We start from the raw sequence: 24,190 nt of genomic DNA on the forward strand, positions 1-24,190 counted from the left end.
TCACATGAAAAGCAAACTGAAAAGTATCATGTTACTGGCCGCTCTCTTTTGGGGCGGCCTGACGGCACAAACGTATGACTATCCATTCCGCAATCCGGAATTACCTTTGGATGTACGTGTGCAGGATGTTATTTCCCGGCTGACTCTGGAAGAGAAAGTCCAGTTGATGAAACATGCCGCCCCGGCTATTCCCCGCTTGGGTATCCCTGCTTATAACTGGTGGAATGAAGCCCTGCATGGAGTGGCTCGTACAAAAGAAAAAGTAACTGTTTTCCCCCAGGCGATCGGTATGGCTGCCACATTCGATCCGGAAGCCCTTCAGAAGATGGGAGACATGACCTCTTCGGAAGGCCGTGCCCTTTTCAACGAAGACTTGCGGGAAGGCAAGACCGGAGATATTTATCGCGGACTGACTTACTGGACACCCAACATCAATATTTTTCGTGATCCCCGCTGGGGACGTGGCCAAGAAACCTACGGGGAAGACCCGTATCTGACGGCCAAAATGGGATCGGCAATCGTTCGCGGCCTGGAAGGTAACGATCCGTACTACCTGAAGGCTGTGGCCTGTGCCAAGCACTATGCCGTTCATAGCGGCCCTGAGCATAACCGCCATTCCTATGATGCCCGCGTTTCCATGTATGACTTGTGGGATACTTATCTGCCTGCTTTCCGCGAATTGGTGACCAAGGCGAAAGTACACGGTGTCATGTGTGCTTATAACCGTTTTGAGGGAACTCCCTGTTGTGGTCACAATGAGCTGTTACAGGACATTCTCCGTAACCAGTGGAAGTTTAACGGTTACGTTACATCCGACTGTTGGGCAGTCAGCGACTTCGCCCAGTATCATAAAACGCATAGCAACGATACGGAAGCGGTAGTCGATGCCGTACTGAACGGTACAGACCTTGAATGTGGCAACCTCTATCAAAAATTACAGCAGGGGGTTGAAAAGGGATTGATCTCCGAGAAAGAGATCAATGTTTCTCTGGCCCGCCTGTTCGAGATACAGTTCAAACTGGGTATGTACGATCCTGCCGGTAGGGTTCCTTATGCCTCTATCGGCCGGGAAGTGATCGAAAGCGATGCCCATAAGAAACATGCTTATGAGATGGCGCAGAAATCAATGGTATTACTGAAGAATAACAAGAATATCCTGCCGTTGAATGCTTCCAAGATTAAGCGTATTGCTCTGATCGGCCCGAATATGGATAACGGAAGTACGCAGTTGGCTAACTATTTCGGTACGCCGAGTGAGATCATTACCCCGTATAAGAGCTTGCAGAAACGTTTCGGTAGTAGTATTCAGATCGATACGCTTACCGGTGTCGGGATCGTTCAAAAACTCGAAGGGGCACCTTCCTTTGCCCAGGTAGCCGCCCAGGCGAAGAAAGCTGATATTATCATCTTTATAGGTGGTATCAGTGCCGATTACGAGGGGGAAGCCGGTGATGCCGGAGCTGCCGGTTACGGTGGTTTTGCCAGCGGTGACCGTACAACGATGAAACTGCCACCTGTACAGACGGAATTAATGAAAGAACTGAAAAAGACAGGTCGTCCGTTGATCTTGGTAAATATGTCCGGTTCCGTGATGAATTTCGATTGGGAAAGCCGCAATGCCGACGCGATCCTTCAGGCCTGGTATGGCGGACAGGCTGCCGGTGATGCCATTACCGACGTCCTTTTCGGAGATTACAATCCGGCGGGTCGTATGCCGCTCACCACTTATATGAACGATAGTGATCTGCCCGACTTCGAAGATTATTCGATGGCAAACCGTACGTACCGTTATTTTAAGGGAGATGTCAGGTATCCGTTTGGTTACGGATTGAGTTATACGACATTCGGGTATGCTCCATTAACGAATAATTCGACCGTTAAAACAGGGGAAAGTATCCAGGTGGCAACAACGGTAACCAACACGGGTAAACGCGCCGGTGACGAAGTTGTTCAGCTATATGTGTCTCATCCGCAGAATGGTAACACCCGTGTTCCCTTGCGGGCTCTGAAAGGTTTTAAGCGTATCCATCTGGATAAAGGGGAAAGCCGGCAGGTGATCTTCACTCTTTCTCCCGAAGAGTTGGCTTTGGTGGACGAGAAGGGAAACCTTGTTGAAAAAGAAGGTTCGGTTGAATTGTACATCGGTGGGGGACAACCCTATAAATCAGAAGGAAGTTTCGGAGAGTTGAAAATAGAAGGAGACTCCTATGTCGTATATTAAATATTTGTTACTGTCGTTTTTGCTCCTGTCGGTTCATACAATGAAAGCTGATCAAGGAGATACAGTCTGTGTATCCGGCTTTGGAGTACATCCGGATACATATGAGAATGTAGTAACAGGCTTGCAGGCCGCTATTGATGCCTGCAAGCAGACCGGAGCGAAGGTCTTGTCTTTTCCGGAAGGCCGGTATGATATCTGGCCCGAAGGGGTAACCCGTGCTGAATATTTTATATCCAATACATCGACAGAATCGGAATGCCCTTCTAAGATCAAAACGATAGGTCTGCTTTTTAAAGACATGGAGAACCTGACTATCGAGGGGAACGGTTCTGTGTTGATGTATCATGGTAAAATGATCACAATGGTGTTCGACCATTGTAAGAATATCAGGCTTCAGAATATCAGTACGGATTTTCAACGACCTACTGCGTCGGAGATCTGTTATACCCGGATAGAGAAAGACGGAGTGGTTGTTACTCTCCACCCGGATTCCTGGTATGAGATCCGGAAAGGCAGGATAAATATCTTTGGAGAAGGATGGAAATCGAATTTGATACATTGTAACGAATTCGATGCAGAGAATGAAACCTCACGGTACAGCACCGGCTGGAAAATCTTGTCACAGTCGGAGGCTAAAGAATTAGCTCCGGGTATTATTCATTTTTCTACTCCGTCCGATTTCCGACCGAAAGTAGGAAATATCCTGACAATTCGTGATGTTATCCGTGATCAGGTCGGCATGTTTATTGTGGAGAGTAGTGATATAACCCTTCGTCAGGTTAATATGCATTATATGCATGGACTGGGAATCGTGAATCAGTTTGTGAAAAATATTACAATGGATCAGGTTCACTGTGTACCGCCGGAAGGGAGTGGTAGAATATTGGCTGCCTCTGCCGATATGATGCATTTCTCCGGTTGCAGTGGAAAGATCAGTATCGCCGACTGCCGTTTTGAAGGAGCCCATGATGATCCGATCAATATACATGGAACGAACCTGCGGGTTATCGAAAAGTTGGATACTCAGACATTGAAACTTCGTTTTATGCATGGTCAGAGTTATGGCTTTACTGCTTTCCATGAAGGAGATGAAATCGCATTTGTAAGGGCAAAACGGATGGAACGGTATGCTTCGGCTAAGGTGTTATCTGTTAAAAGGCTTTCCGACAGGGAAGTGGAGCTTCGTCTGGATAACCCTGTTCCGTCAGATATGGAGTTGAATCTGGATTGTATTGAGAATATGACTTGTACCCCCGAAGTTGATATCAGGAACAACTATTTTGCACGGACATGTACCCGTGGCCTGCTGCTCACTACTCCCCGTAAGGCAGTTATTGAGAATAACACATTCTATAAAACAGGTATGAGTGCCATCCTGATAGAAGGGGATGCCGAGGGATGGTTTGAGTCCGGCCCGGTATCCGATGTACTGATCAGGAATAATACCTTTATCGATTGTGCTTATCAGGGAGGGCCGGGTAATGCGATCATAGCACTGAACCCTTCAAACACGGCGATCGAACCGAATCGCCCGGTGCATCGGAATGTCCGGATAGAGAATAATACGTTTAAAACGTTCGATTATCCGATCCTCTATGCCAAGAGTACAACCGATCTGTTGTTTAAGGATAACCGGATTGTCCGTACTTCCGAATTACAACCCTCATCCGGAAATAAAAATACATTTCTGTTGAATGGATGTAACCGGGTAGTCATCGAAGGAACAAGCTTTGAGGGCGATGTGCCGGGGCGTAATATCCGGATTGAAAATATGAAGAAAAAGAATATTCGTTTCTCAAGAGATCTCCTGTTGGAAAGATAGAAATATTCCTTAAGCTTGCAGGTGATTGCTCCGTATTCATATCTGTTAGGAGCAATCCCTGTAAGCTTTATTATATTTTATCAGGATATTGATTGTATAATTGTTTATTTACTTATTTTTGCGATGGGATCGCGTTTGATAAGTCTAATATACTATTATATACACAGGAAAAGCTATATTGTCATGATTATTGATGAGAGGACATTCAAAGAAGCATATAATGACTATTTTGAAGTTATATGCCGCTTTCTGAATTACTATACCCGGGATAACCAGGCGATAGAGGAAGTTGTACAGGATGTTTTCGTCGTTCTATGGGAAGAGTATAAAGGAAAGGATATCCAATATATCAAAACCTTTCTTTATAACAGTGCCCGCAACCGTATGCTGAATTACTTACGCGACAAAGAGAACCACACTGTTTTACTCGAAAAGTGGGCCCGCATAGAACTGGAAAAAAGCGAAGCTGCCGATTGTGTAGACCGTGAACTGTTTTACCGGTTACTACAAGCGGCTGTCGAATCCCTGCCTGAGAAATGCAAGGAAATATTTATCCTGAGCCGGGAGGAGCAGCTGAGTTATAAAGAAATAGCCCAGGTAAAAGAAATATCAGTAAAAACGGTTGAAAACCAGATGGGGATCGCGTTGAAAAAGATACGTCAATACCTTACAACCCATTCGGATGAAACCGTCACTTTAGTCTTCCTTTTGATGAAACTAACGGAAAAATAAAAAATATTCATATTCCTTTAGGGGTTTAGGGGATGTCTATGTGTCTACTGTACAAAATGCAGAAGATGGATACAAAAGATATACCTTACGAACTATTGGCAAAATACCTCTCCCGGCAATGTTCCCCCGACGAACAAGAGCTGGTAAGCAGTTGGCTTGCCGAATCTCCCGGGCATCGTGTCATACTGGATAATTTGAAAAACCAGTGGGAGGCCATCCGTATAGATACATCCGCCTATGTGATACCGGATAAGACAATGGTCTGGGGAAAGATACAAGACCGTATCCGGCGAAAGGTGGAACAAGTCCCGTTATATACCCGTTCACTGTTGATTCGTGTTGCAGGTATTGCAGCTACTATCGCTTTAGTATTGGGATTTTCTTTATCCCTTTTATTCAATAAGGATGGATCCTGGCAGGCTTCGCGTTTTGAAAATGTGATCCTGGCACCTTCCGGACAAAAATCTCAGGTTGTCCTTCCCGACGGTACGCTTGTCTGGCTGAACTCCGGATCGCGTTTGTCCTATAATTACCAATACAGTACCTCTGACCGTATTGTTAGCTTGGAAGGGGAAGCCTTCTTCGATGTGAAGAAGGACACACAATATCCTTTTATTGTAAAGACGGGAGCCGTCGATGTAAAAGTACATGGTACGGCCTTTAATGTAAGTGCTTATACCGATGAGGAAAATGTCATGGTCGCGTTGCTTCGCGGTAAGGTCAGCCTGTTATCTGCTGACGACCAGCATGTGCTAACCTATCTGTCTCCGGATCAGATCGCAACGGTTTCGAAGAATAATTTATCCTGTCAGGTAGAGGCCTGTGATGCAGAGATCGAATCCAGTTGGCATCATAACTTGTTGAAGTTTGACGGGATACCTGCGGATGAGGTCTGGAAAAAACTGGAACGTTGGTATGGTGTGGATATTACATTATCGAATATCGATCCGTCCAGGGCTTATTGGTTTACGGTTAAGACAGAATCTCTGACGGAATTGTTGGAGATGATTAATAAGATAACCCCTATAGAGTATAAACTGAATGGAAAGGAGGTGACGATCAGATATAAATAAGATACTTTTTTATTGAACGTATCATGCCTTATGCGTAAAAGGCACAGAGACCCCTAATCTCCATGCCTTTCGAAGTATATATATACTTGTGAGTTATTCAGTCAGAATTGACTGAATAAGTAGTTGATATACAATTGGCAAAGATATAATAATTTTATAATCTTAAAGCTATTACGTATGTTTAAATTAAAATGGAAGTTACTTCCTGTTTTATTCACATTATTTTTATTTAACTCTGCTTATGCCCAAAGTGTAAAGATTGATCTATCCGTTAAGAACGAATCACTGAGGCAATTTATTAAACAGATAGAGACGAAAACGGATTACACCTTTATGTTGGATCAGACGGTTGACCAGTCACAAAAGGTCACAGTAGATGCCCGTCAGGAAAGTCTGGATGCTATTTTGAAAAAAGCCCTTGCCGGGAAACAAATCAGTTATGAGATCGTAGGAAAACAAATTATTTTGAAATTACCGGGGAATACCCAAAGTAACCAATCGAAAAAAATCAGCGGTACGGTTAAAGACCAGAATGGAGAGCCTATTATCGGTGCTAATGTATCTGTAAAAGGTACGACTGTTGGTGCAATTACCGATATCGATGGTAATTTTATGCTGGAAGTACTGGAAGATGCCATCATTCAGGTTTCTTATATCGGATACGTTTCCCTCGAACTGCCTTTAAAAGGAAGAAATCGTTTGGATATTGTGTTAAAGGATGATTTACAGTCGTTGGATGAGATCGTTGTGGTTGGTTACGGCACACAAAAGAAAGTGAATCTGACCGGTGCTGTGACTGCTGTATCAGGTAAGGAAATGACAAAGCGTCCGGTAGCGAATGCTACGACCATGTTGCAAGGTCAGGTTCCGGGTCTTCGTGTTGTTCAAGGTTCCGGACAACCGGGTTCTGAAGATGTAACTATAAAAGTACGTGGTGTGGGAACTTTCTCAGGTGACGGCGCTAAACCTTTGGTTCTTATCAATGGTATTCCGGGGGAGATGGCAAACATAGACCCAAGTATGATTGAAAGTGTATCTGTTTTGAAGGATGCGGCTTCTGCGGCAATCTATGGCGCACGTGCAGCGAATGGTGTCATAATGGTTACAACAAAGCAAGGTGCAGATAGCGACGGTAAAGTCAATATCGCTTATCATGGAAACTTTGCCTCTCACTCACCTTCTAAAATGTTTGATTTAGTTACCGATTCTCCGGAATATATGCGTTTGTTTAACATCGCTAAGACTAATTCGGGAATTAGCGGCCTGTATCCGGAGAGTGAGATTGAGAAGTATGAAAACTCTAATGGAGATGAACATTATCCGAGCTTTGATTGGCTGGATTATATGTTTAATCCGGCATTTGCTCAAAATCATAATTTAAGCCTGGCTGGAACAGCAGATAAGACGACCTATAATGTGGCATTAAATTATATGGATCAAGATGGTACATTGAAGAGTTTTAATTATAAGAAATACAACCTGACGTTAGACTTGACAAGCCAGGCCACCAAATGGATGAAGGTAGGTCTATATGCCAATCTAATGAAGGGGGATCGGAAGTATAACGGCTATTCACCTTCGGATGCCATGCTTTCAACCATGTCTCAAGCCCCGACTTATACACCGTGGATGCCGGACGATGGTTCGGGCGTAAGACGTTGGGCACACAAAGCTTATAGTTTTGAGCTGAATAACAAGAGTATGCCGGTAATTATAGAAGAGAACTTGCGCCGTCATACAAACAATGTTACAGATGTAAATGCCCAACTTTGGTTGGAAATCAATTTGGCAAAGGGATTGACCTGGTATACGAAAGGTGCCGTGCGTCAAAACAATGAAAGAGAAGAGCATTGGATCGGTGGTAGCGTACCTATGTATAATTTCCATACAGGGGAGTTGTCAGATAATCAGGGGGATCCCGGATTCGAGGCAAAAGAGTTCAGAACATTCTATACCAATTTGTATACATACTTGAAATACGATTTTACGACTCCGAACAAGGCACATAACTTTTCAGCGATGGCCGGTTATAGTCAGGAAACCAATGAATATAAGACTTTGGTGGCTTACCGTCGTGACTATCCGTTCGACTTGCCTACTATTGATGCCGGGTTAGGTGCTCCAAACTGGAGTAATGAAGGTAAGAAAGAAGAGTGGGCATTGATGTCCGGATTCTTCCGTCTGAATTATAATTTTAAAGATCGTTATTTGTTTGAAGCGAACGCTCGTTATGATGGTTCATCGAGACTGTCTCCGGATGGACGTTGGGGATTATTCCCTTCATTCTCCGCTGCATGGCGTCTGACTGAAGAACAATTTATGAAAGATCTGAATTGGGCGTGGTTAAGTAATGCAAAAATAAGAGGATCTTGGGGTAAATTAGGTAATCAGGAAATCGGTTTATATCCTTATCAGGCTATGATCAACAAAGTAAAGTCTTATACATTTGACAAATCGAATATTTCTTCAGCTTATTTCCAAACGGCTTATGTTAACCGGGATATTAAATGGGAAGAAACTACAATTACTGATGTGGGTGCCGATGTTCAACTTTTCAACCGTTTGAATGTAACATTCGACTGGTACCGTAAAGAGACGGATGGTATTTTGAGAAAATCTCAGATCTCCGGTTTGTTGGGTATGGATGCACCGATCATTAATAATGGAACGATGCAGGATAAAGGTATCGAGTTGTCTGCCAATTGGAACGATGTTATTGAAAACGGAGCTTTGGCTGGTTTGAATTATACTGTGGGTGCTTATTTCGATAGAAGCCGTAACAAATTGGTCAACTTTGGTGTAGTAGAAAAAGATGGTAAGGAAATACGAGAAGAGGGACTTCCTTACAATTCTTACTATATGCTGGATTGCATCGGAGTCTTTGCTACCAAAGAAGAAATTGAAAATGCTCCTAAGCAGTTTAATGATAATACACAGCCGGGTGATTTACGCTATCGTGATGTAAACAACGATGGTGTAATCGATAATGATGACCGTGTGGTTATTGATGGTAGATATCCCGGTTTTGAATATGGTTTCAACGTCAGTGCATCTTGGAAAGGGTTCGACCTGTCACTTTTAACCCAGGGTGTAGCTAACAAGAAATTTTATATTAACGGTTGGGGAGCTCAGCCTTTCAGACAGGGCTCTGCACCTACAAAAGAATATGTGAAGAATATGTGGACGGAAGAAAATCCGTACAATGCCGAACACCCTAGACTCTATCTTGAGGATATGGGGGGAACAAAGAATTTGCGTTCCAATAGTTACTTTTTACAAAATGCATCTTATTTCCGTCTGAAGAATTTGACTTTTGGCTATACGTTGCCAAGTGAGTTGACCCGCAAATTTGCCGTTCAACGTCTGAGATTCTATTTCTCCGGAGATAACTTGTTGACATTTACTAAATTCAGAGGATTGGATCCGGAACGTAAAGAAGATGGCATTGCTGCTGAATATCCACAGAACAGAATTTGTTCAGTAGGCGTTAATATAAACTTTTAATGTGACCTAAATTTAAAAGATAAAGAAATGAAAAAGAGAATATTATTTTATATAGGATTGATTTATGTCGGATTGACGGTTAGCTCCTGTAGCGACTTCTTACAGAAAGATCCTCCTTCCAGTCCGTCTGAATCTATTTTCTGGCAGAAAAAATCAGATTTTGATTATGCGCTAACGGCATGTTACTCATCTATTATTGATAATGGGTTTACTTCAGATATGGGACCTTGCTTTGATAACCTGACGGATAATGCTCTTTGTCAGTTTGATGATGGTTGGTATGGCAAGACGAAAACAATGATCATGGGAGATATCTATTCGACAACAGATGGTTTTGTATCCGGTGTTTTTAACGGATCATTCAAGGCAATCTCTCGTTGCAATTTGTTTATGGATAAATTGAATGCTTATGAAGGAACTGATATCAGCGATACAGACCGTACCTATATGATAGCGCAGGTCAAAGCATTGAGGGCTTATTTTTATCATTGGTTGTTCTTCTGTTATAAGGAGGTTCCGGTATTTACAAACTTTCTTTCGTTGGAAGAACAGTATCAGCCAAAAGCTTCCCGTAAAGAAATTTACGATCAGATAATGAAAGATTTCTCTGAGGCAGCAGCTGCACTCAATGATGCTACTTATATGGATGCTCCGGGACGTTTTACCAAAGGTGCTTGTTATGCCTATATGGCACGTGTGGAAATGTTTAATGCTTACTCTGATGATAACGGTATACCGACAGGTATTGCTAAGCCGGAAGCAATGAAGAAAGTCATTGAATATTGCGAAAATGTAAAAGGCTATGCCTTGGATAAGAGCTTGAGAACTGCATTTATTGAATCACAGCAGATGAGTTCGACAGAAATGATTTTCTCAGCACGTTATGCTGCTCCCGACCTGACAAATAGTGCGAATGTGGCTTATTGTGCCTGGAGCTGTACTATGATCCAACGTAACCTGGTGGATGCTTACGAATGTACGGATGGTAAAGCTTGGGGAGAATCTCCGTTAACAGTGCCGGTAAATGAAGATTTGCTTACTTCACCGGCTGCAGACAAAGCTGCTGTACGTGCAGAACGTGAAAAGTTGTTTATCAATCGTGATGCACGTATGAGTGCTAGCATTATTCCTTCTACTGTTTACCGTTTTCCCGAGTTACCGGGTTATCCGGATAATGCTGTAATTTACGACAGCGAACCAGGTTTTACCGGATTTGGTGTATTCCGTTTTATCCAGCCGTTTACAGCGGATGAAAAACCCTATAATTCAATTGTGGGGGCAGACTTTAACCTGATGCGTTATGCACATGTCTTGCTGATGTTGGCAGAAGCAGAAAATGAAGCGAATGGGCCGACGGCTAAAGCATACGACGCTATTAACCAGGTCAGAGTAAGGGCTGGCCAGCCGGAGCTTCCGCAAGGTTTGACTAAAGAACAACTACGGGATAGAATCCGTAAAGAATGGCGCATTGAAACCGTTCTTGAAGGTTGGAGATACTTCCAGTTGAAACAATGGAATGAACTGAAGAATGTTCCGGCGATTGTTGCGCAGGAAAAACTATATACGGTGGCAGCCAAATATGAAGATCGTTTTATGTTCTGGCCGATTCCGCAGGCAGAAATAGATAAAGCAAATGGTCTTTTGATACAGGATCCTGCTTATAAATAATTAAATAAAAGGCCGTTGTTGAATGGAGGTGAGCTAATCGTTTACCGTAACATGTCGCAACGGCCTTTTTTATGTCACAACTAATATCATGAATTTATGAATGTTTTTTCGTATAAACTATTGGCTTTGATACTCCTGTTTAGTAGTTGTAGTTTGAAAGAAGAAGCTGTGGTTGAATTTCTTCCGGATTATAAAGGAGAATGGTCAACTCCGCCTTCGAATACTCCGACAAATAAAGTGCCCGATGGGGCGATTTGTGGAAATGGTGATATCGGAATGGTGTTAGGAGGAACTCCCGACAAGCAGTTATTCTATTTCTCTAAGAATGATTTCTGGAAAGCACAGAACGGTTATCCAAACGGAGGAGTCTGTTATGTGGGACAGTTACAAATTTCATCATCGGAGATGAAAGGAGCTTCTTACCAGGTCGAACAGAAAATTGCAGATGCTACCATCAACGGTTCTTTTGCGAAACCGGACGGATCGTCATACCAGTTACGGGCCTGGTGTGCAGCAACACAGAATGTAGCTGTCATAGAACTGCAGGCCGGAACTACCCCTGTTCATTTTGACCTGAATTTTATGATGGAAGAAGGCATGGATGCAGAAGTGGAAAATGGCCGTAAAGAAGGTATCGACTGGTATGTTCGTAAATTTGAGGGGACGACGTTGGAATGGCCTACGGGGGTGGCTGTAGGAATGAAAGCATTGGGCAAGGAGGATGCATCCGAACTTTTGTTGGCTGCAGGAGAAAAGGCGACGATTGTCCTGTCGTTTTGTACGAACCATGAACAGCAGGCTTATATCGACCAGTCTGTGGAATGTATCAAATCATTCGACAAGAAAAACTTGAACTCCCTGTCTGATGCCCATAAACAATGGTGGACTTCCTTCTGGAATGAATCGCAGGTAAAACTGGGTGACCCTATACTGGAAAAATATTATTATGGCTCACATTACCTTTTGGCTTGTTGCAGCCGGAATACGGCTTTTCCTCCCGGATTATGGGGCACCAGCCTTACAATGGATGCTACTGCAAACGGATGGGCCGGCGATTACCATCTGAATTATAATCATATGGCTCCCTGGTGGGGAGTATATTCATCCAACCATATCGGATTGGCAGAACCTTACGATACTCCTATTTTGGAGTATATGGAAAAAGGACGAGCGCATGCAAAGGAGTTCCTGAATAAAAAAGGTGTATATTATCCGGTAGGAATCGGCCCCAAAGGTTTTTGTTCAAGTATGTTCCCTCTGACCTCTGAGGATATGATGAAGCAATATAATACTCCGGAGACCGGAATTGAAGGCGGATATATGTTCCTGGGACAAAAAAGTGATGCCGCTTTCTGTACTACGAATATGTTCATGCGCTTTTATCACACTTATGACCGGGAGTATGCGGAAAAAGTATATCCGTTTATCCGTTCTGTTGCCGATTTCTGGGAAGATTACCTGGTGTATGAAAATGGCCGTTATGTCAGCTATAATGACAATTTCTGGGAAGTTGGCCCTTGGGAAGGAAAAGATTATAAAAAAGGATATGGTGATATCAATCCTACTGTTTCATTGGGTTTGTGCCGTATGTTGTTTGCCGGTATTATCGAGATGAGCCGATTTCTTCAAACAGATGCCGATAAAGTAGAAAAATGGGAACATATCTTGAATCACCTGAGTGAAATACCGACAGTAGAGATCAATGGCATTACACGGATCAAAGCCTGCGAAGGTGGTTCCGGTTCCGGTAGCCGTACCGCTCCCGGATTTGGCAGGGTGATGATGCATGGCCTGGTTTTCCCTTCCGGTGTTTGTGGATCAGTAACAGATGCTGCATTTGCCGGGATATTGCTGGATGAGGTATATCGTTGGAATACGGATACGGTGAAGTATACCGGATGGAAAGATTCCGGCTGGGAGAATCTGGGAAATGGATTTGAAACTTATTTTACATCGGCAGCTCGCTTGGGATATGATGGTGAAAGTTTATTGGATGAATTGAGAAAACGTATCACGAAAACGGCATTGCCAAACTTATGGATCGAGCAGAGTGGCGGAGGAATAGAAACCCTGAGTGCCGTACCTTCATGTATCAACGAAATGTTATTACAGGGATATGAAGGAGTGATCCGTTTGTTTCCTGTATGGCCGAAAGATAAAGATGCCTCTTTCAGAAATCTGAGAGCTCACGGTGCTTTCCTCGTTTCGTCTTCCTGTAAGAATAATGTAATTGAATACGTAACGCTAATAAGTGAAAAAGGACGTACATGTAAAATCGAAAATCCGTGGGGGGATACAGCTTGTATTGTTGTCCATGCTGACGGAACAGAAGAAATTTATAAATCAAAACAGTTTGAGATAGAGACTTCTCCCGGTGAGGAAATAAAACTGTTACAATCCAATCAATAGTGAGTAGAAAGGGAGATGTATGGTATCGTTGCCCGGATATCCTCTGACAATAAGAACTGATCTCGGATTGCAATAATAACCCACCCAATAGGCAGCTATTTGCTATTTTTAATAGTGATAGCTGCCTTTATATTTGCATCTCCGCGAGTTTATAATGTAAAACAATGTTAAATATTTATTGTCGAGTCACGGAAACTATAACGGTATAGTATCCTTAATATAGATTCGGTAATAATGCAATGTATCATTTATAGAAAAAATACCACGAATGCACAAGATTGGACAGTTATCAGATCAACAGTTGATGGAAGAGATCATATCTGATAACTTTAAAGCTTTCACTGAGCTTTACAATAGATATAAACATACTCTTTTTCAGTTTGTCATCCGCCTTTCACATGGCGATTATTCGATGGCAGAAGATATTGTGCAGGAGACATTTATCATCATTTGGGAGAACCGGAAAAAGATTGTGGTTGAATTTTCATTTCAGGGTTATCTGAAAAAGATATCCCGCAACCTGTTCCTGAAAGAAACGGCAAAACGTATCCAGGAGCAGTTGATGATCTCGCAGATCGAGAATGTCAGGGAAACAGAGAATTGTGTGGAGAATGAAGTCGAATTGAATCTGTTGCTGGAGGAAGTGGAACGTATTATCTCCCTATTGCCACCCGCAAGACAAAGAGTCTATCGTTTGAAGCATATCGAGCACCTTTCACAAAAGGAGATAGCCAGCCAGCTGGGTATCTCGGAAAATACCGTGGAAAGTCATTTGAAGCAGTCGACAAAGTTCCTTACCCAGAAGCTTAAAGCGAATAGAAATGATTTGCTAAATGGTATAGTTTTATTGCTTTATCCTATTTTCTCATTCTTATATTAAAGAAATATTATGAGCAGACAATTAGAACTATTAGATAAATTCTACAACAATAAGGCTACCGAAAGTGAAAAACGTCAGTTAGCCGGACTGGTGAACGACCCGGATAGATGGGCTGATGATTTTGACGAAATCTGGGATCATTCCTTTGGTAATATACCTGAGTCGGTGGATGAGCGAATTTTTGAGGCTATAAATGCAACAGTTAAGCCGGTAAAGATAAATGTCAGAAGGTTTTTTATGCGGATAGCAACCTATGCAGCTATAGTTGGTGCCGTTGCAGTATCCTCATTCTATTGGAATGAAAACAGGCTGTTAACCAAATACAAAGATATGACCGTAGAAGTAGGTCAGGGACAAAAATCGGATATCTCCCTGCCGGACGGAACAAGAGTTCATTTGAATGCTGACTCCAAATTATGTTATGGGGAACATTTTAACGGGAAACAACGCGAGGTAGAGCTAATAGGTGAGGCTTATTTTGAAGTGGCAAAGGATGTCCAATCTCCTTTCATCGTAAAAGTCGGGGAGATTCAGGTTCGTGCTTTGGGAACATCGTTTAATGTCAAGGCTTATCCGGAGGATGAAAATATCACTACTTATCTGTCGGAAGGTTCTGTCGTTGTCACGTCGCCGAACCAATCGCTTAATTTAAGTCCGGGAGAAGTGGCAGTCTATTCATTGAACCGAATTCAAATGACGAAAAAAAAGGAAGATGACGACCGGTTATTTACTGCATGGATGAACGATGAAATGGTGTTTAACGATGAGCCGATCCTGAATATCGTCAAACAACTGGAGCGTAATTACAATGTGAAGTTTGAGATCAAAAGCGATAAGTTGTATGATATCACTTTTACCGGTACTTTAAAAAATTCCAGCCTGCAGTCTACGCTTTATGCTTTGCAATTTACCTCTTCTATCTCTTATAAGAAAAAAGAGGATGTGATAGAACTTTATAGTGATTAACCTTTTAATATTTATCGATATGGCATAGAAAACGCATGTAAACAAAAAGGGAAAGTGCTTGCAACACCTTCCCTCGGATTAATCAATCAAAAGAGTAGGATGTTCACAAATTACTGCTCTTAATTAATAACCTTTATTTACTACACAAAAGTATGAATAAAAAATCAGAAACTATTTCTTCCTTTATTCAAAAAAGAAAGATTATGAAAAAGGTAGGGGCTATATGTTTGTCTGCCTTTCTTACTACTTCAGTATTTGCACAGGTTACTGTCAATGTAAAACAACAAACTATCAAACAGGCGTTACGTACTATTGAAAAGACGACAGACTACCGTTTCTTTTACAGTAACCAACTTCCGGGTCTGGATAAAACAGTATCCTTGGAGGTAAATAATCAACCGATAGAAGAGACACTGGCTAAATTATTGAACGGTACCGGTTTGATTTATGAGAAAAGAGAAGATAATCAAATCTATCTGGCTGCAGGGAAGACGGTAAGTGCAACCCCGGTCAAGATTACCGGAACGATTGTCGATGATAACAATGAGCCGATTATTGGGGCGAATGTCTCAATAAAAGGAACAACAACGGGTACAATAACGGATATGGATGGAAAATTCAGTCTCGAAGCTTCTAAGGGCATGACTTTGCTGATTTCGTATATAGGTTATGAAACTCAGGAGATAGCCATAGGGAGCCAGACAACCTATAAAATCAGACTATCTGAAGATTCCCTGGCTCTGGATGAAGTGGTTGTAATCGGATATGGAACGCAGAACAGACAGGCCATTACCGGTTCTATCTCTAAAGCGAAGTTGGAAACATATAAAATCGTTCCGACGAACAACGTGCTCGAAACAATAAAAGGTAGTATGCCTGGACTAAATATTGGCGGAACCAATACGGCTGGCGGTACTCCTTCTTTCTCTATCCGTGGCCAGAATTCTACTCGTAACAGTGCCGAAGATAATGGTAACAAACCGTTAATAGTAGTGGATGGTGCCATTTTTAATGGAGATTTGGCAGATATTCCCTCTGACGATATCGAATCATTTACAGTTTTGAAAGATGCCAGTGCAGCAGCTGTTTACGGTAGCCGTTCTGCTAATGGTGTTGTTTTGATTCAGACTAAACGGGGACGTAGCAAAGACAATAAGCCCAACTTTAATGTGAATTTATCGTATGGTATCAGTAACGAAATGAAGCGTTTGAAAGTGTACGATGCTCCGGGGTATTTACAGCGTATGCTGGATATTCGTAGTCTGAATGGTATGGAAGCGGATCCCGACAAAATCCCGTACTATTTGGAAGTGGAAGAAAAGAAAAACTATGAAGCTACTGCCGACCATCGGCCGACATTGAAAGACCCGTACGATATGTTCCGCCAAAATGCTTATGACCTGAAAGCGAATGTCAGCATTTCAAACAGTTCTGATTTGGCCAGCTATTATATATCTGCTAATATGACGGATCAAAAGGGGGTTTTGATGAATGACACTTATAAGAATTTCTCCGGTCGTATCAATATCGATACGCATTTGACCGATTGGTTGAAGATCGGCGTAAAGAGTAATTATAGCATCCGTGACTTATCCGGTAGTGCTCCTAAAATGGAACAGGCGACTCATTTTAGTCCTTTTGCTTCCATTTATGATGAAAACGGTGATTATTTGCAGTTTCCACAGACAACGACATCTTTTCAAAGTCCTTATTGGAGCATGCATTCAAGCGATACGGAAAAATACAACAACTTGGGTGCTATCCTGGATGCAACGATCACGATCCCTTGGGTAAAAGGCCTTTCTTATTCAATGGTCTATTCAAACAATTTACGTTGGTCTCAGAAATATTATTTCGACAACGAATTCACCACTGAAGGCCTGGGTAAGAATGGTAAGGGTGAACGTAAATTGAATAATGATTACAATATGTTGCTGGATAACATGATCAAGTACAACAATACTTTTGCCGGCAAGCATAATGTAGATGTTACTTTATTATATTCACGTGAACGCAGCACATGGGAAGAAACGAAAGCCTATGCAGAGAACTTCGACAATACTATCCTGGGTGATAATAGTTTACAGGATGGGAAGAACCAGAAGACGACTACCTCTGCCGGTGAAAGCGGGGCTATCGGTATGATGGCACGTGCCACCTATACATTCGATAACCGGTATTCATTAACGGGAACGGTACGTCGTGACGGATATTCAGCTTTTAGTATCAGTAAGAAATGGGGTACATTTGCTTCAGGTGGTGTGAACTGGAATATATCGAATGAAGCTTTTATGAAGCCGGTTAAATTTGTGGATAATCTGGCGCTTCGCCTGTCTTACGGTTCGAACGGTAACCAGTCTATCAGTCCGTATAGCACGTTGGCAAAAGTGGCTACTGATAAATACATTTTTGCAGGTGATCCGTCTTATTCAATTACTCAGTATATCAAATCTTTTGCCTTGAATAATTTAGGTTGGGAAACAACGACCGGTTTCAACTTCGGTTTGGACTTTGCTGTTCTGAATAATCGCCTGTCCGGTAGTATCGATGCGTATGCCACGAACACGACAGATTTGTTGTTTAACTTGACTTTGCCGGGAATTTCGGGTAAAACAAGTATGCTGTCGAATGTTGGAAAGATCCGGAACAAAGGGGTGGAGATCAATTTACATTCATTGAATATTGAAAGTGGCGATTTCAGTTGGACGTCAGACTTCGCTTTTTCTCTGAACCGTAATAAAGTCGTTTCTATTTATGGAGATGATAATGACGGCGACGGAAAGGAAGACGATTTGATTAGTTCCGGCTATTTTATCGGTAAGTCTTTAGGTACTCTCTATAAATATAAAGTAAGTGGCATGTGGCAGCAAAGCGATGTCGATAATGGAACCATTATGGAAGGTATGCGTCCCGGAGATTATATTTTGGAAGATGTGGACGGCGACGGTAAGATCACTTCGGATAAGGATCGTCAATTTGTTGGAAACACAAACCCCAACTTCCGTTGGAGTTTGACAAATACCCTGAATTATAAAGAGTTTTCTTTGATGTTCTACTTCAACTCCGTTTGGGGAGGAAATGGCTATTATCTCTCTGAAAAGAATACACCTTACAATGATGGCTATGCGAATAATCCTAATATCAACCACCCGATATATGATTACTGGACTCCTGAAAATACAGGTGCCAAGTATCCTCGTCCGGACTATAAGAATGCAGCATATCAAGGTATAAAATATATCGATCGCAGTTTTATCAAATTGCAGAAAGTGGCTTTGAGCTATGATCTGTCACGTTTTGTAAAGCCGGCGGGCTTTAATAATATGATTTTATCCGTGAGTGCGGATAACCTCTTTACGTTTGCCCCGCATTGGGACGGACTGGATCCTGAAACGGATCAGGGCGTATATGATCAGGCCTTGCCTTCTATTCGTACATATCAGATGACATTAATGTTCAACTTCTAAATCGCTAATTGAAAATGAAAACTATTAAATATTTATTTATAGGTTTGTTGTTAACCGGATCATTGACTTCTTGCCATGACTTGTTGACTGAAAGTCCGAAAGACTTCCTTACGCCGGATAACTCCTATGTGGACAAGGCAGGCTTCGAATCCGCCCTTGCGGATATCTACAGGAATATACGTAACAATTTTTATGCCGAGAATGATGCTCTTAATAACTACGACCTGTTGTCCGGTCTGGACATTGATCTGTATATGAAACACTGGGATTTGGGCGGGCCCTACTTTGAATATTATTACTGGAATCAGCTGAATGGAGATAATGATATGTCTAAGACCTGGTGGTCTCGTTTCTATTCTTATATCTACAGTTGTAATGTAATTATAGACCGTGCCGATGCCGAGGTTGCCCGTTGGAAATCGGAGGAAGAGAAGAATGCCGTTGTAGGTGAGGCGAAGTTCTTACGTGCTTTTGCCTATCGTTTCTTGGCTAATATGTGGGGAACAGCTCCGTTGATATTGAAAGAGACCACTGAACCCCAGTTCAATTATACCAATTCCACCCAAGAGGTACTTTACAAGCAGTGTAAGGAAGACCTTGAATTTGCGATTCAGCATATGCCTGATATAGACGATCAGAAAGGAGGTCGCGCTTCTAAGGTGGCTGCACAACATCTGTTGGCTGAAATCCTGATCGGTTTGAAGGATTACGATGGTGCCATTAAGCAAGCTTCAGATGCGATCAACAATCCGGCTATGCATTTAATGACTGAACGTTTCGGTAAATTGAAAGATTTTACATTCGAAGGGTATGATTACCAAGGCGAAAAAGAACCTTGGGGTGATGTTTGGTGGGACTTGTTCCGTGAAGGGAACTTTAATCGTACGGATGGTAACATGGAATGTATCTGGAATGTACAGTTTGATGTAAATCTCGAAGGCGGCGGAAATGTCGGTCAATGGGGGGGTAACTTCACATTGGAACGCTGGTTTAGCCCGACATGGTGGAACCGGAGAGACCTCGACGGCAACGCCAACTGGTTGAAAGCTGTCTTGAACGGTCGTCCTTCTGCCGCTGCATTTGCCAGCGATTATATGGGCAAGCAGATTTGGGAATATAAAGACGACTGGGAGCGTGACATGCGTAACTCTTTGTACAACATCAAGCGGGTACACTATTGGACGAATCCTGAAAGCCGTTTCTACGGTCAGCCTATGACTGCCGAAACAATGGCTACTCCTTCGCAAATGGACTGGCAAGCTCCTATGTTAATGAAGTTTGTAAGCGATATACCTCACGGTCAATTCCAGGATCCCACAAGTAAAGAATGGCATGATAACGGTCGTATTTACAAAGACTGGTATATCATGCGTTTGGCTGAGACTTACCTGTTGCGTGCCGAGGCATATATGAATAAAGGGGATTTGGCTTCAGCTGCCAAAGATATCAATGCTGTTCGCGAACGTGCGCATGCTACTCCGGTTACGGCTGGTGATGTCAACATCGATTTGATCTTGGACGAACGTGCCCGTGAATTGTGTATGGAAGATTTCCGTATCAACACGCTGATGCGTACAAATAAATTGTCGGAATATCTGATGAGATATAATCCACAGGTTATTCGGGCCGGATATAAACTGGATGACCATCTGAATAAGTTGCCGATCCCTAACTCGGAAATAGAAGCAAATAAGGAAGGTGGATTAGTTCAGAATGAAGGATATTAATGTATATAAATAGATTGTGTCTGTAAAGGCAATAGATTGTTTAGGTATTATAATAAAGAGGATTTATGATGCGATGTTTTTTTATAAATGTATTGTTGTTGTTTTCTGTTTCCTTAGTTTGTGCACAACAAATGTTATTTCCTACTCCTGCTATACTGAAGGATGGAAGCGGATCCTTTGTTTTTAGCAGAGATGTTGAAATTATAGCTCACGGAATATATGCAGACAAACAGGGCAAAGACTTCCGGGAAGAATTGCGAAAGTTATCTTTGCCGGAAAAGCGAAAGAGTGGAATTGTTCTCTTTTTGCAGGAGCCGGAGCTAAGCATGCCTTCTGAGTCTTATGTATTGGATATAAAAGAAGATACGGTAAGGCTTTGTGCATCCTCTGAATCAGGTCTTTTTTATGCTAAAGAGGCTTTACTCCAACTGATCCGTTTTAATAAGGGCAATATAAGCACTTGCCGGATTCAGGATAATCCTCGTTTTGCCTGGCGTGGATTTATGTTGGACGAGAGCCGTCATTTCTTCGGGAAAGAGAAAGTGATGCAATATCTGGACATTATGGCTTCTTTGCGTTTGAATGTGTTTCATTGGCACCTTACAGATGAACCGGGATGGCGCATAGAAATAAAACGTTATCCGAAACTGACTACAATAGGCGCTGTTGGCAACTGGCATGACCCGAAAGCTGCTCCTTCTTTTTACACGCAAGAAGAGATAAAAGAGGTGGTTGCTTATGCTGCCGAACGTCATATCATGGTCGTTCCTGAAATAGATATGCCGGGACATGCAACTGCTGCATGTCGTGCTTATCCTGAAATCTCAGGCGGTGGCGAAGGACGTTGGGATGGTTTTACCTTTCATCCCTGTAAAGAAGAAACATTCGAATTTATCAGTAATGTCTTGGATGAAGTTGCCGGTTTATTTCCAGCTCCTTATGTTCATATCGGAGGCGATGAGGTTCATTATGGTAATCAGAATTGGTTTACAGATCCCGAAATCCAGGATTTTATAAAAGAAAATAAATTGGTTAATGAGACAGGGTTAGAGCATTATTTTGTTCGTCGTGCAGCTGATATTGTCGCCTCAAAAGAGAAGACTATGATTGGTTGGGATGAAATTGTCGATGCAGAGGTATCTCCCGAAAAGGCTGTGGTTATGTGGTGGCGTCATGATCGTAAATATCAATTAGTGAAGGCGCTTGAGCGCGGATATAAAGTTATTATGACACCACGGTTGCCAATGTATGGCGATTTTGTTCAATACCCGACTCATAGAATGGGTCGTTGGGATGGCTATAATATGTTGGAAGATGTCTATCGTTTTCCGGAACCGCTGATTAATCTGGTACAAGGTTATGAAAAACAAATTTTAGGTATTCAGTATTCGATGTGGACAGAACGTATTGCAGATAAAAAACGGCTTGATTTTATGACTTTTCCACGCCTATTGGCTGTTGCGGAGGCTGCCTGGACACCTGTTGGCAAGAAATCTTATGGAATGTTTTTGAGGAAATTGCCATATTATCTGGATTTATTGAGTGAATCAGGAATTTATTATTTTAATTTGTTCGATCCTTCTTCTACACCGGAACCTTTTGCTCCGGATAAGGAAGATACATTGAAGAATGGATAAAGATATTGAGAGATTAGAAGTTAAATGTGAAAGTAATCATATCATGAAAAAAACAATTGTTTTATTAGCTGTCTTATTACAGTCGGTTGTTGTTTGCGCACAAACTGTAATACCATTGAAAAGCCCTTCGGAAATATTGAATGCAGAAGTCCGGGTAGAAGGTCGATCTGTGCAGATAGGTTTATCTGAAAAAGGAGATAAGGTTGTAGATGTGAAAACTCTTCAGTTGGATTTGGAGGAAGATATTCTGGCCGGTAATTGGTTGGTAATCAACCAAGCTAGAAAAACGGTCAATCAAACCTGGCAGCCTGTATACGGAGAGCGTTCTCTTGTAACGGACAGGTATAATGAGTTGGAGTTATCGTTACAATCGGATGAAAACCAAAAAGAGATGACATTGTTCGTGCGTCTTTACGATGAAGGCTTGGCTTTCCGTTATGCCTTCGATACATTGGATTTCTGGAATTGTACGTTAACGGCAGAGAAAACACAGTTCCTCTTTAATCGTGACTGTGATACTTGGGTTACCGGTATGGCACAAGGTGCTTATTCTAAAACGAAACTGACAGCATTACAAGGGGTAGCAGATCGTCCGCAAGTAATACAGGTAAACGACCGACGGTTTGTCGCTATCGGTGAAGCTGCTTTGGTTGACTATTCCCGCATGAAGCTAGGTAAGAGTGAAGAGGGGATAGGCGTACAGTCCGTCTTGTCCGGCAAAGTGAACCTCGATCTGGCCGGTTATCGTTCTCCCTGGCGTTATGTGATGGTAGCTTGGCATCCGGGACAACTGGTACAGAACAACGATTTTGTTTTGAACCTGAATGAACCGAACCAGATTCAGAATACCAGTTGGATCAGACCGGGTGAAGTACTTCGTGAAGTGACTTTAACCACAGCCGGTTCTTTGGCGGCGATCGACTTTGCCGCAGAAAATAATATTGCCTATGTAGAGTTCGATGCCGGCTGGTACGGTGCGGAAGAAGATACGCTTTCGGATGCGACAACAGTTACCGTTGATCCGGCGCGTTCCAAAGGGCCGCTTGATCTGCAGAAGGTTATAGAATATGCCGACACTAAAAACGTGGGAATCATTGTATATGTGAACAAGAAAGCCCTGCATAAACAGTTGGATGTAATCCTTCCCCTTTATAAAAAGTGGGGTATTAAAGGTCTCAAATTCGGCTTTGTGAATGTAGGCGACCAATATGCGACGGCCTGGCTGCATCAGGCGATTCGCAAAGCTGCCAAATATGAACTGATGGTGGACGTCCACGACGAATATCGTCCGACCGGTTATTCCCGTACCTATCCGAACCTGATTACGCAGGAAGGAATTCGTGGGGATGAGGAAAGTCCGGCTTTGTATCAAACTGTTTATACATTATACAATCGCATGATCTGTGGGGCTGGCGATTACACGAACTGTTTCTTTGCCGAAAGGGTTACTGAAAAGATGGGCGGACGTGCGGCTCAATTGGCTAAGCGTATTGCTATTTACAGCCCCTGGCAGTTTATATTTTGGTATGATCGTCCTTATAAGGCACCTGCTCGTACAGGTGGTGCAGGCTCTGTCGAATCTGTAATTAAGACGGATGCTATTACCGATTTTTATTGTTCAATACCTACAACCTGGGATGATACCCGTTTTTATGAAGGAGACATGGATTCGTATGCGGTTGTAGCCCGCCGTTCTGCTTCCGATTGGTATGTCAGCATCTTGAATGCCGGTGACAAACGTCAGGTTACATTACCGCTCGATATGTTGAAGAGTCAATCCCGGTATAAAGCGACTTTATATTATCAGGCTCCGGGTAAGAAAAAGGATGTGGTTAGCGTAAAAGAAATTAAACTGCACGGACAGGAAAAACTGACGTTGGATATAGAGGGGAATAGTGGTTGTGTATTGTATCTCACTCCCTTGTCCGCTTTCTAAATATCACTTTTGATGAATTGTTGTGAATTAAATATCATAATGATGGGTTTAGGCTTGTTTTTGTAACTCGCGTATTGGTTGTAATAACCAAGTTAGAATGGTGTGGTATACAATATTTAACATATGTATTGCTTGCAACACTTCGCAA

The 24,190-nt window shown here is 42.4% G+C and carries 13 protein-coding genes; all 13 read left to right on the forward strand.

Going from position 1 to position 24,190, the window contains the following annotated elements:
- The first annotated feature begins 4 nt into the window (after window positions 1-4).
- Window positions 5-2,221 (forward strand): glycoside hydrolase family 3 C-terminal domain-containing protein, encoded by a 2,217-nt coding sequence (locus HMPREF1536_RS14160; protein WP_028729567.1) that lies wholly within the window; start codon window positions 5-7, stop codon window positions 2,219-2,221.
- Window positions 2,208-4,043: a right-handed parallel beta-helix repeat-containing protein gene (locus HMPREF1536_RS14165; protein ID WP_044193288.1), complete on the forward strand. Its 1,836-nt coding sequence runs from the start codon at window positions 2,208-2,210 to the stop codon at window positions 4,041-4,043. Before HMPREF1536_RS14160 ends, HMPREF1536_RS14165 begins: the two co-directional genes overlap by 14 nt.
- Window positions 4,044-4,226: 183 nt before the next feature.
- Window positions 4,227-4,775 (forward strand): RNA polymerase sigma-70 factor, encoded by a 549-nt coding sequence (locus HMPREF1536_RS14170; protein ID WP_044193291.1) that lies wholly within the window; start codon window positions 4,227-4,229, stop codon window positions 4,773-4,775.
- A 65-nt stretch (window positions 4,776-4,840) separates the two neighbouring features.
- Entirely contained in the window at window positions 4,841-5,848 is a 1,008-nt protein-coding gene (locus tag HMPREF1536_RS14175) for a FecR family protein (RefSeq protein ID WP_028729570.1), read from the forward strand.
- 177 nt (window positions 5,849-6,025) lie between these two features.
- Window positions 6,026-9,352, forward strand: a complete 3,327-nt coding sequence (locus tag HMPREF1536_RS14180) for a TonB-dependent receptor (protein WP_081693406.1) — start codon at window positions 6,026-6,028, stop codon at window positions 9,350-9,352.
- Window positions 9,353-9,379: 27 nt separating this feature from the next.
- The gene (locus HMPREF1536_RS14185) at window positions 9,380-11,020 is read left to right on the forward strand and encodes a RagB/SusD family nutrient uptake outer membrane protein (protein ID WP_028729572.1); all 1,641 of its coding nucleotides are present in this window, start codon (window positions 9,380-9,382) and stop codon (window positions 11,018-11,020) included.
- A gap of 96 nt (window positions 11,021-11,116) precedes the next feature.
- Window positions 11,117-13,429, forward strand: coding sequence for a glycosyl hydrolase family 95 catalytic domain-containing protein (locus tag HMPREF1536_RS14190; RefSeq protein WP_028729573.1), 2,313 nt, complete (start codon window positions 11,117-11,119; stop codon window positions 13,427-13,429).
- Between the two features lie 268 nt (window positions 13,430-13,697).
- Window positions 13,698-14,309: an RNA polymerase sigma factor gene (locus HMPREF1536_RS14195; RefSeq protein WP_028729574.1), complete on the forward strand. Its 612-nt coding sequence runs from the start codon at window positions 13,698-13,700 to the stop codon at window positions 14,307-14,309.
- Between the two features lie 9 nt (window positions 14,310-14,318).
- On the forward strand, window positions 14,319-15,275 hold the full coding sequence (locus HMPREF1536_RS14200) for a FecR family protein (RefSeq protein WP_028729575.1): 957 nt from the start codon (window positions 14,319-14,321) through the stop codon (window positions 15,273-15,275).
- A 203-nt stretch (window positions 15,276-15,478) separates the two neighbouring features.
- Window positions 15,479-18,742, forward strand: a complete 3,264-nt coding sequence (locus HMPREF1536_RS14205; protein ID WP_225607931.1) for a SusC/RagA family TonB-linked outer membrane protein — start codon at window positions 15,479-15,481, stop codon at window positions 18,740-18,742.
- Window positions 18,743-18,756: 14 nt separating this feature from the next.
- A complete protein-coding gene (locus tag HMPREF1536_RS14210; protein WP_028729577.1) occupies window positions 18,757-20,469 on the forward strand; it encodes a RagB/SusD family nutrient uptake outer membrane protein in 1,713 nt (570 codons plus the stop codon).
- Window positions 20,470-20,534: 65 nt separating this feature from the next.
- Window positions 20,535-22,106 (forward strand): beta-N-acetylhexosaminidase, encoded by a 1,572-nt coding sequence (locus HMPREF1536_RS14215; protein WP_028729578.1) that lies wholly within the window; start codon window positions 20,535-20,537, stop codon window positions 22,104-22,106.
- Between the two features lie 43 nt (window positions 22,107-22,149).
- Entirely contained in the window at window positions 22,150-24,042 is a 1,893-nt protein-coding gene (locus tag HMPREF1536_RS14220; RefSeq protein ID WP_028729579.1) for a glycoside hydrolase family 97 protein, read from the forward strand.
- Window positions 24,043-24,190: the final 148 nt, after the last annotated feature.

The organism is Parabacteroides gordonii MS-1 = DSM 23371 (genome assembly GCF_000969825.1).
Taxonomy (GTDB): Bacteria; Bacteroidota; Bacteroidia; order Bacteroidales; family Tannerellaceae; genus Parabacteroides; species Parabacteroides gordonii.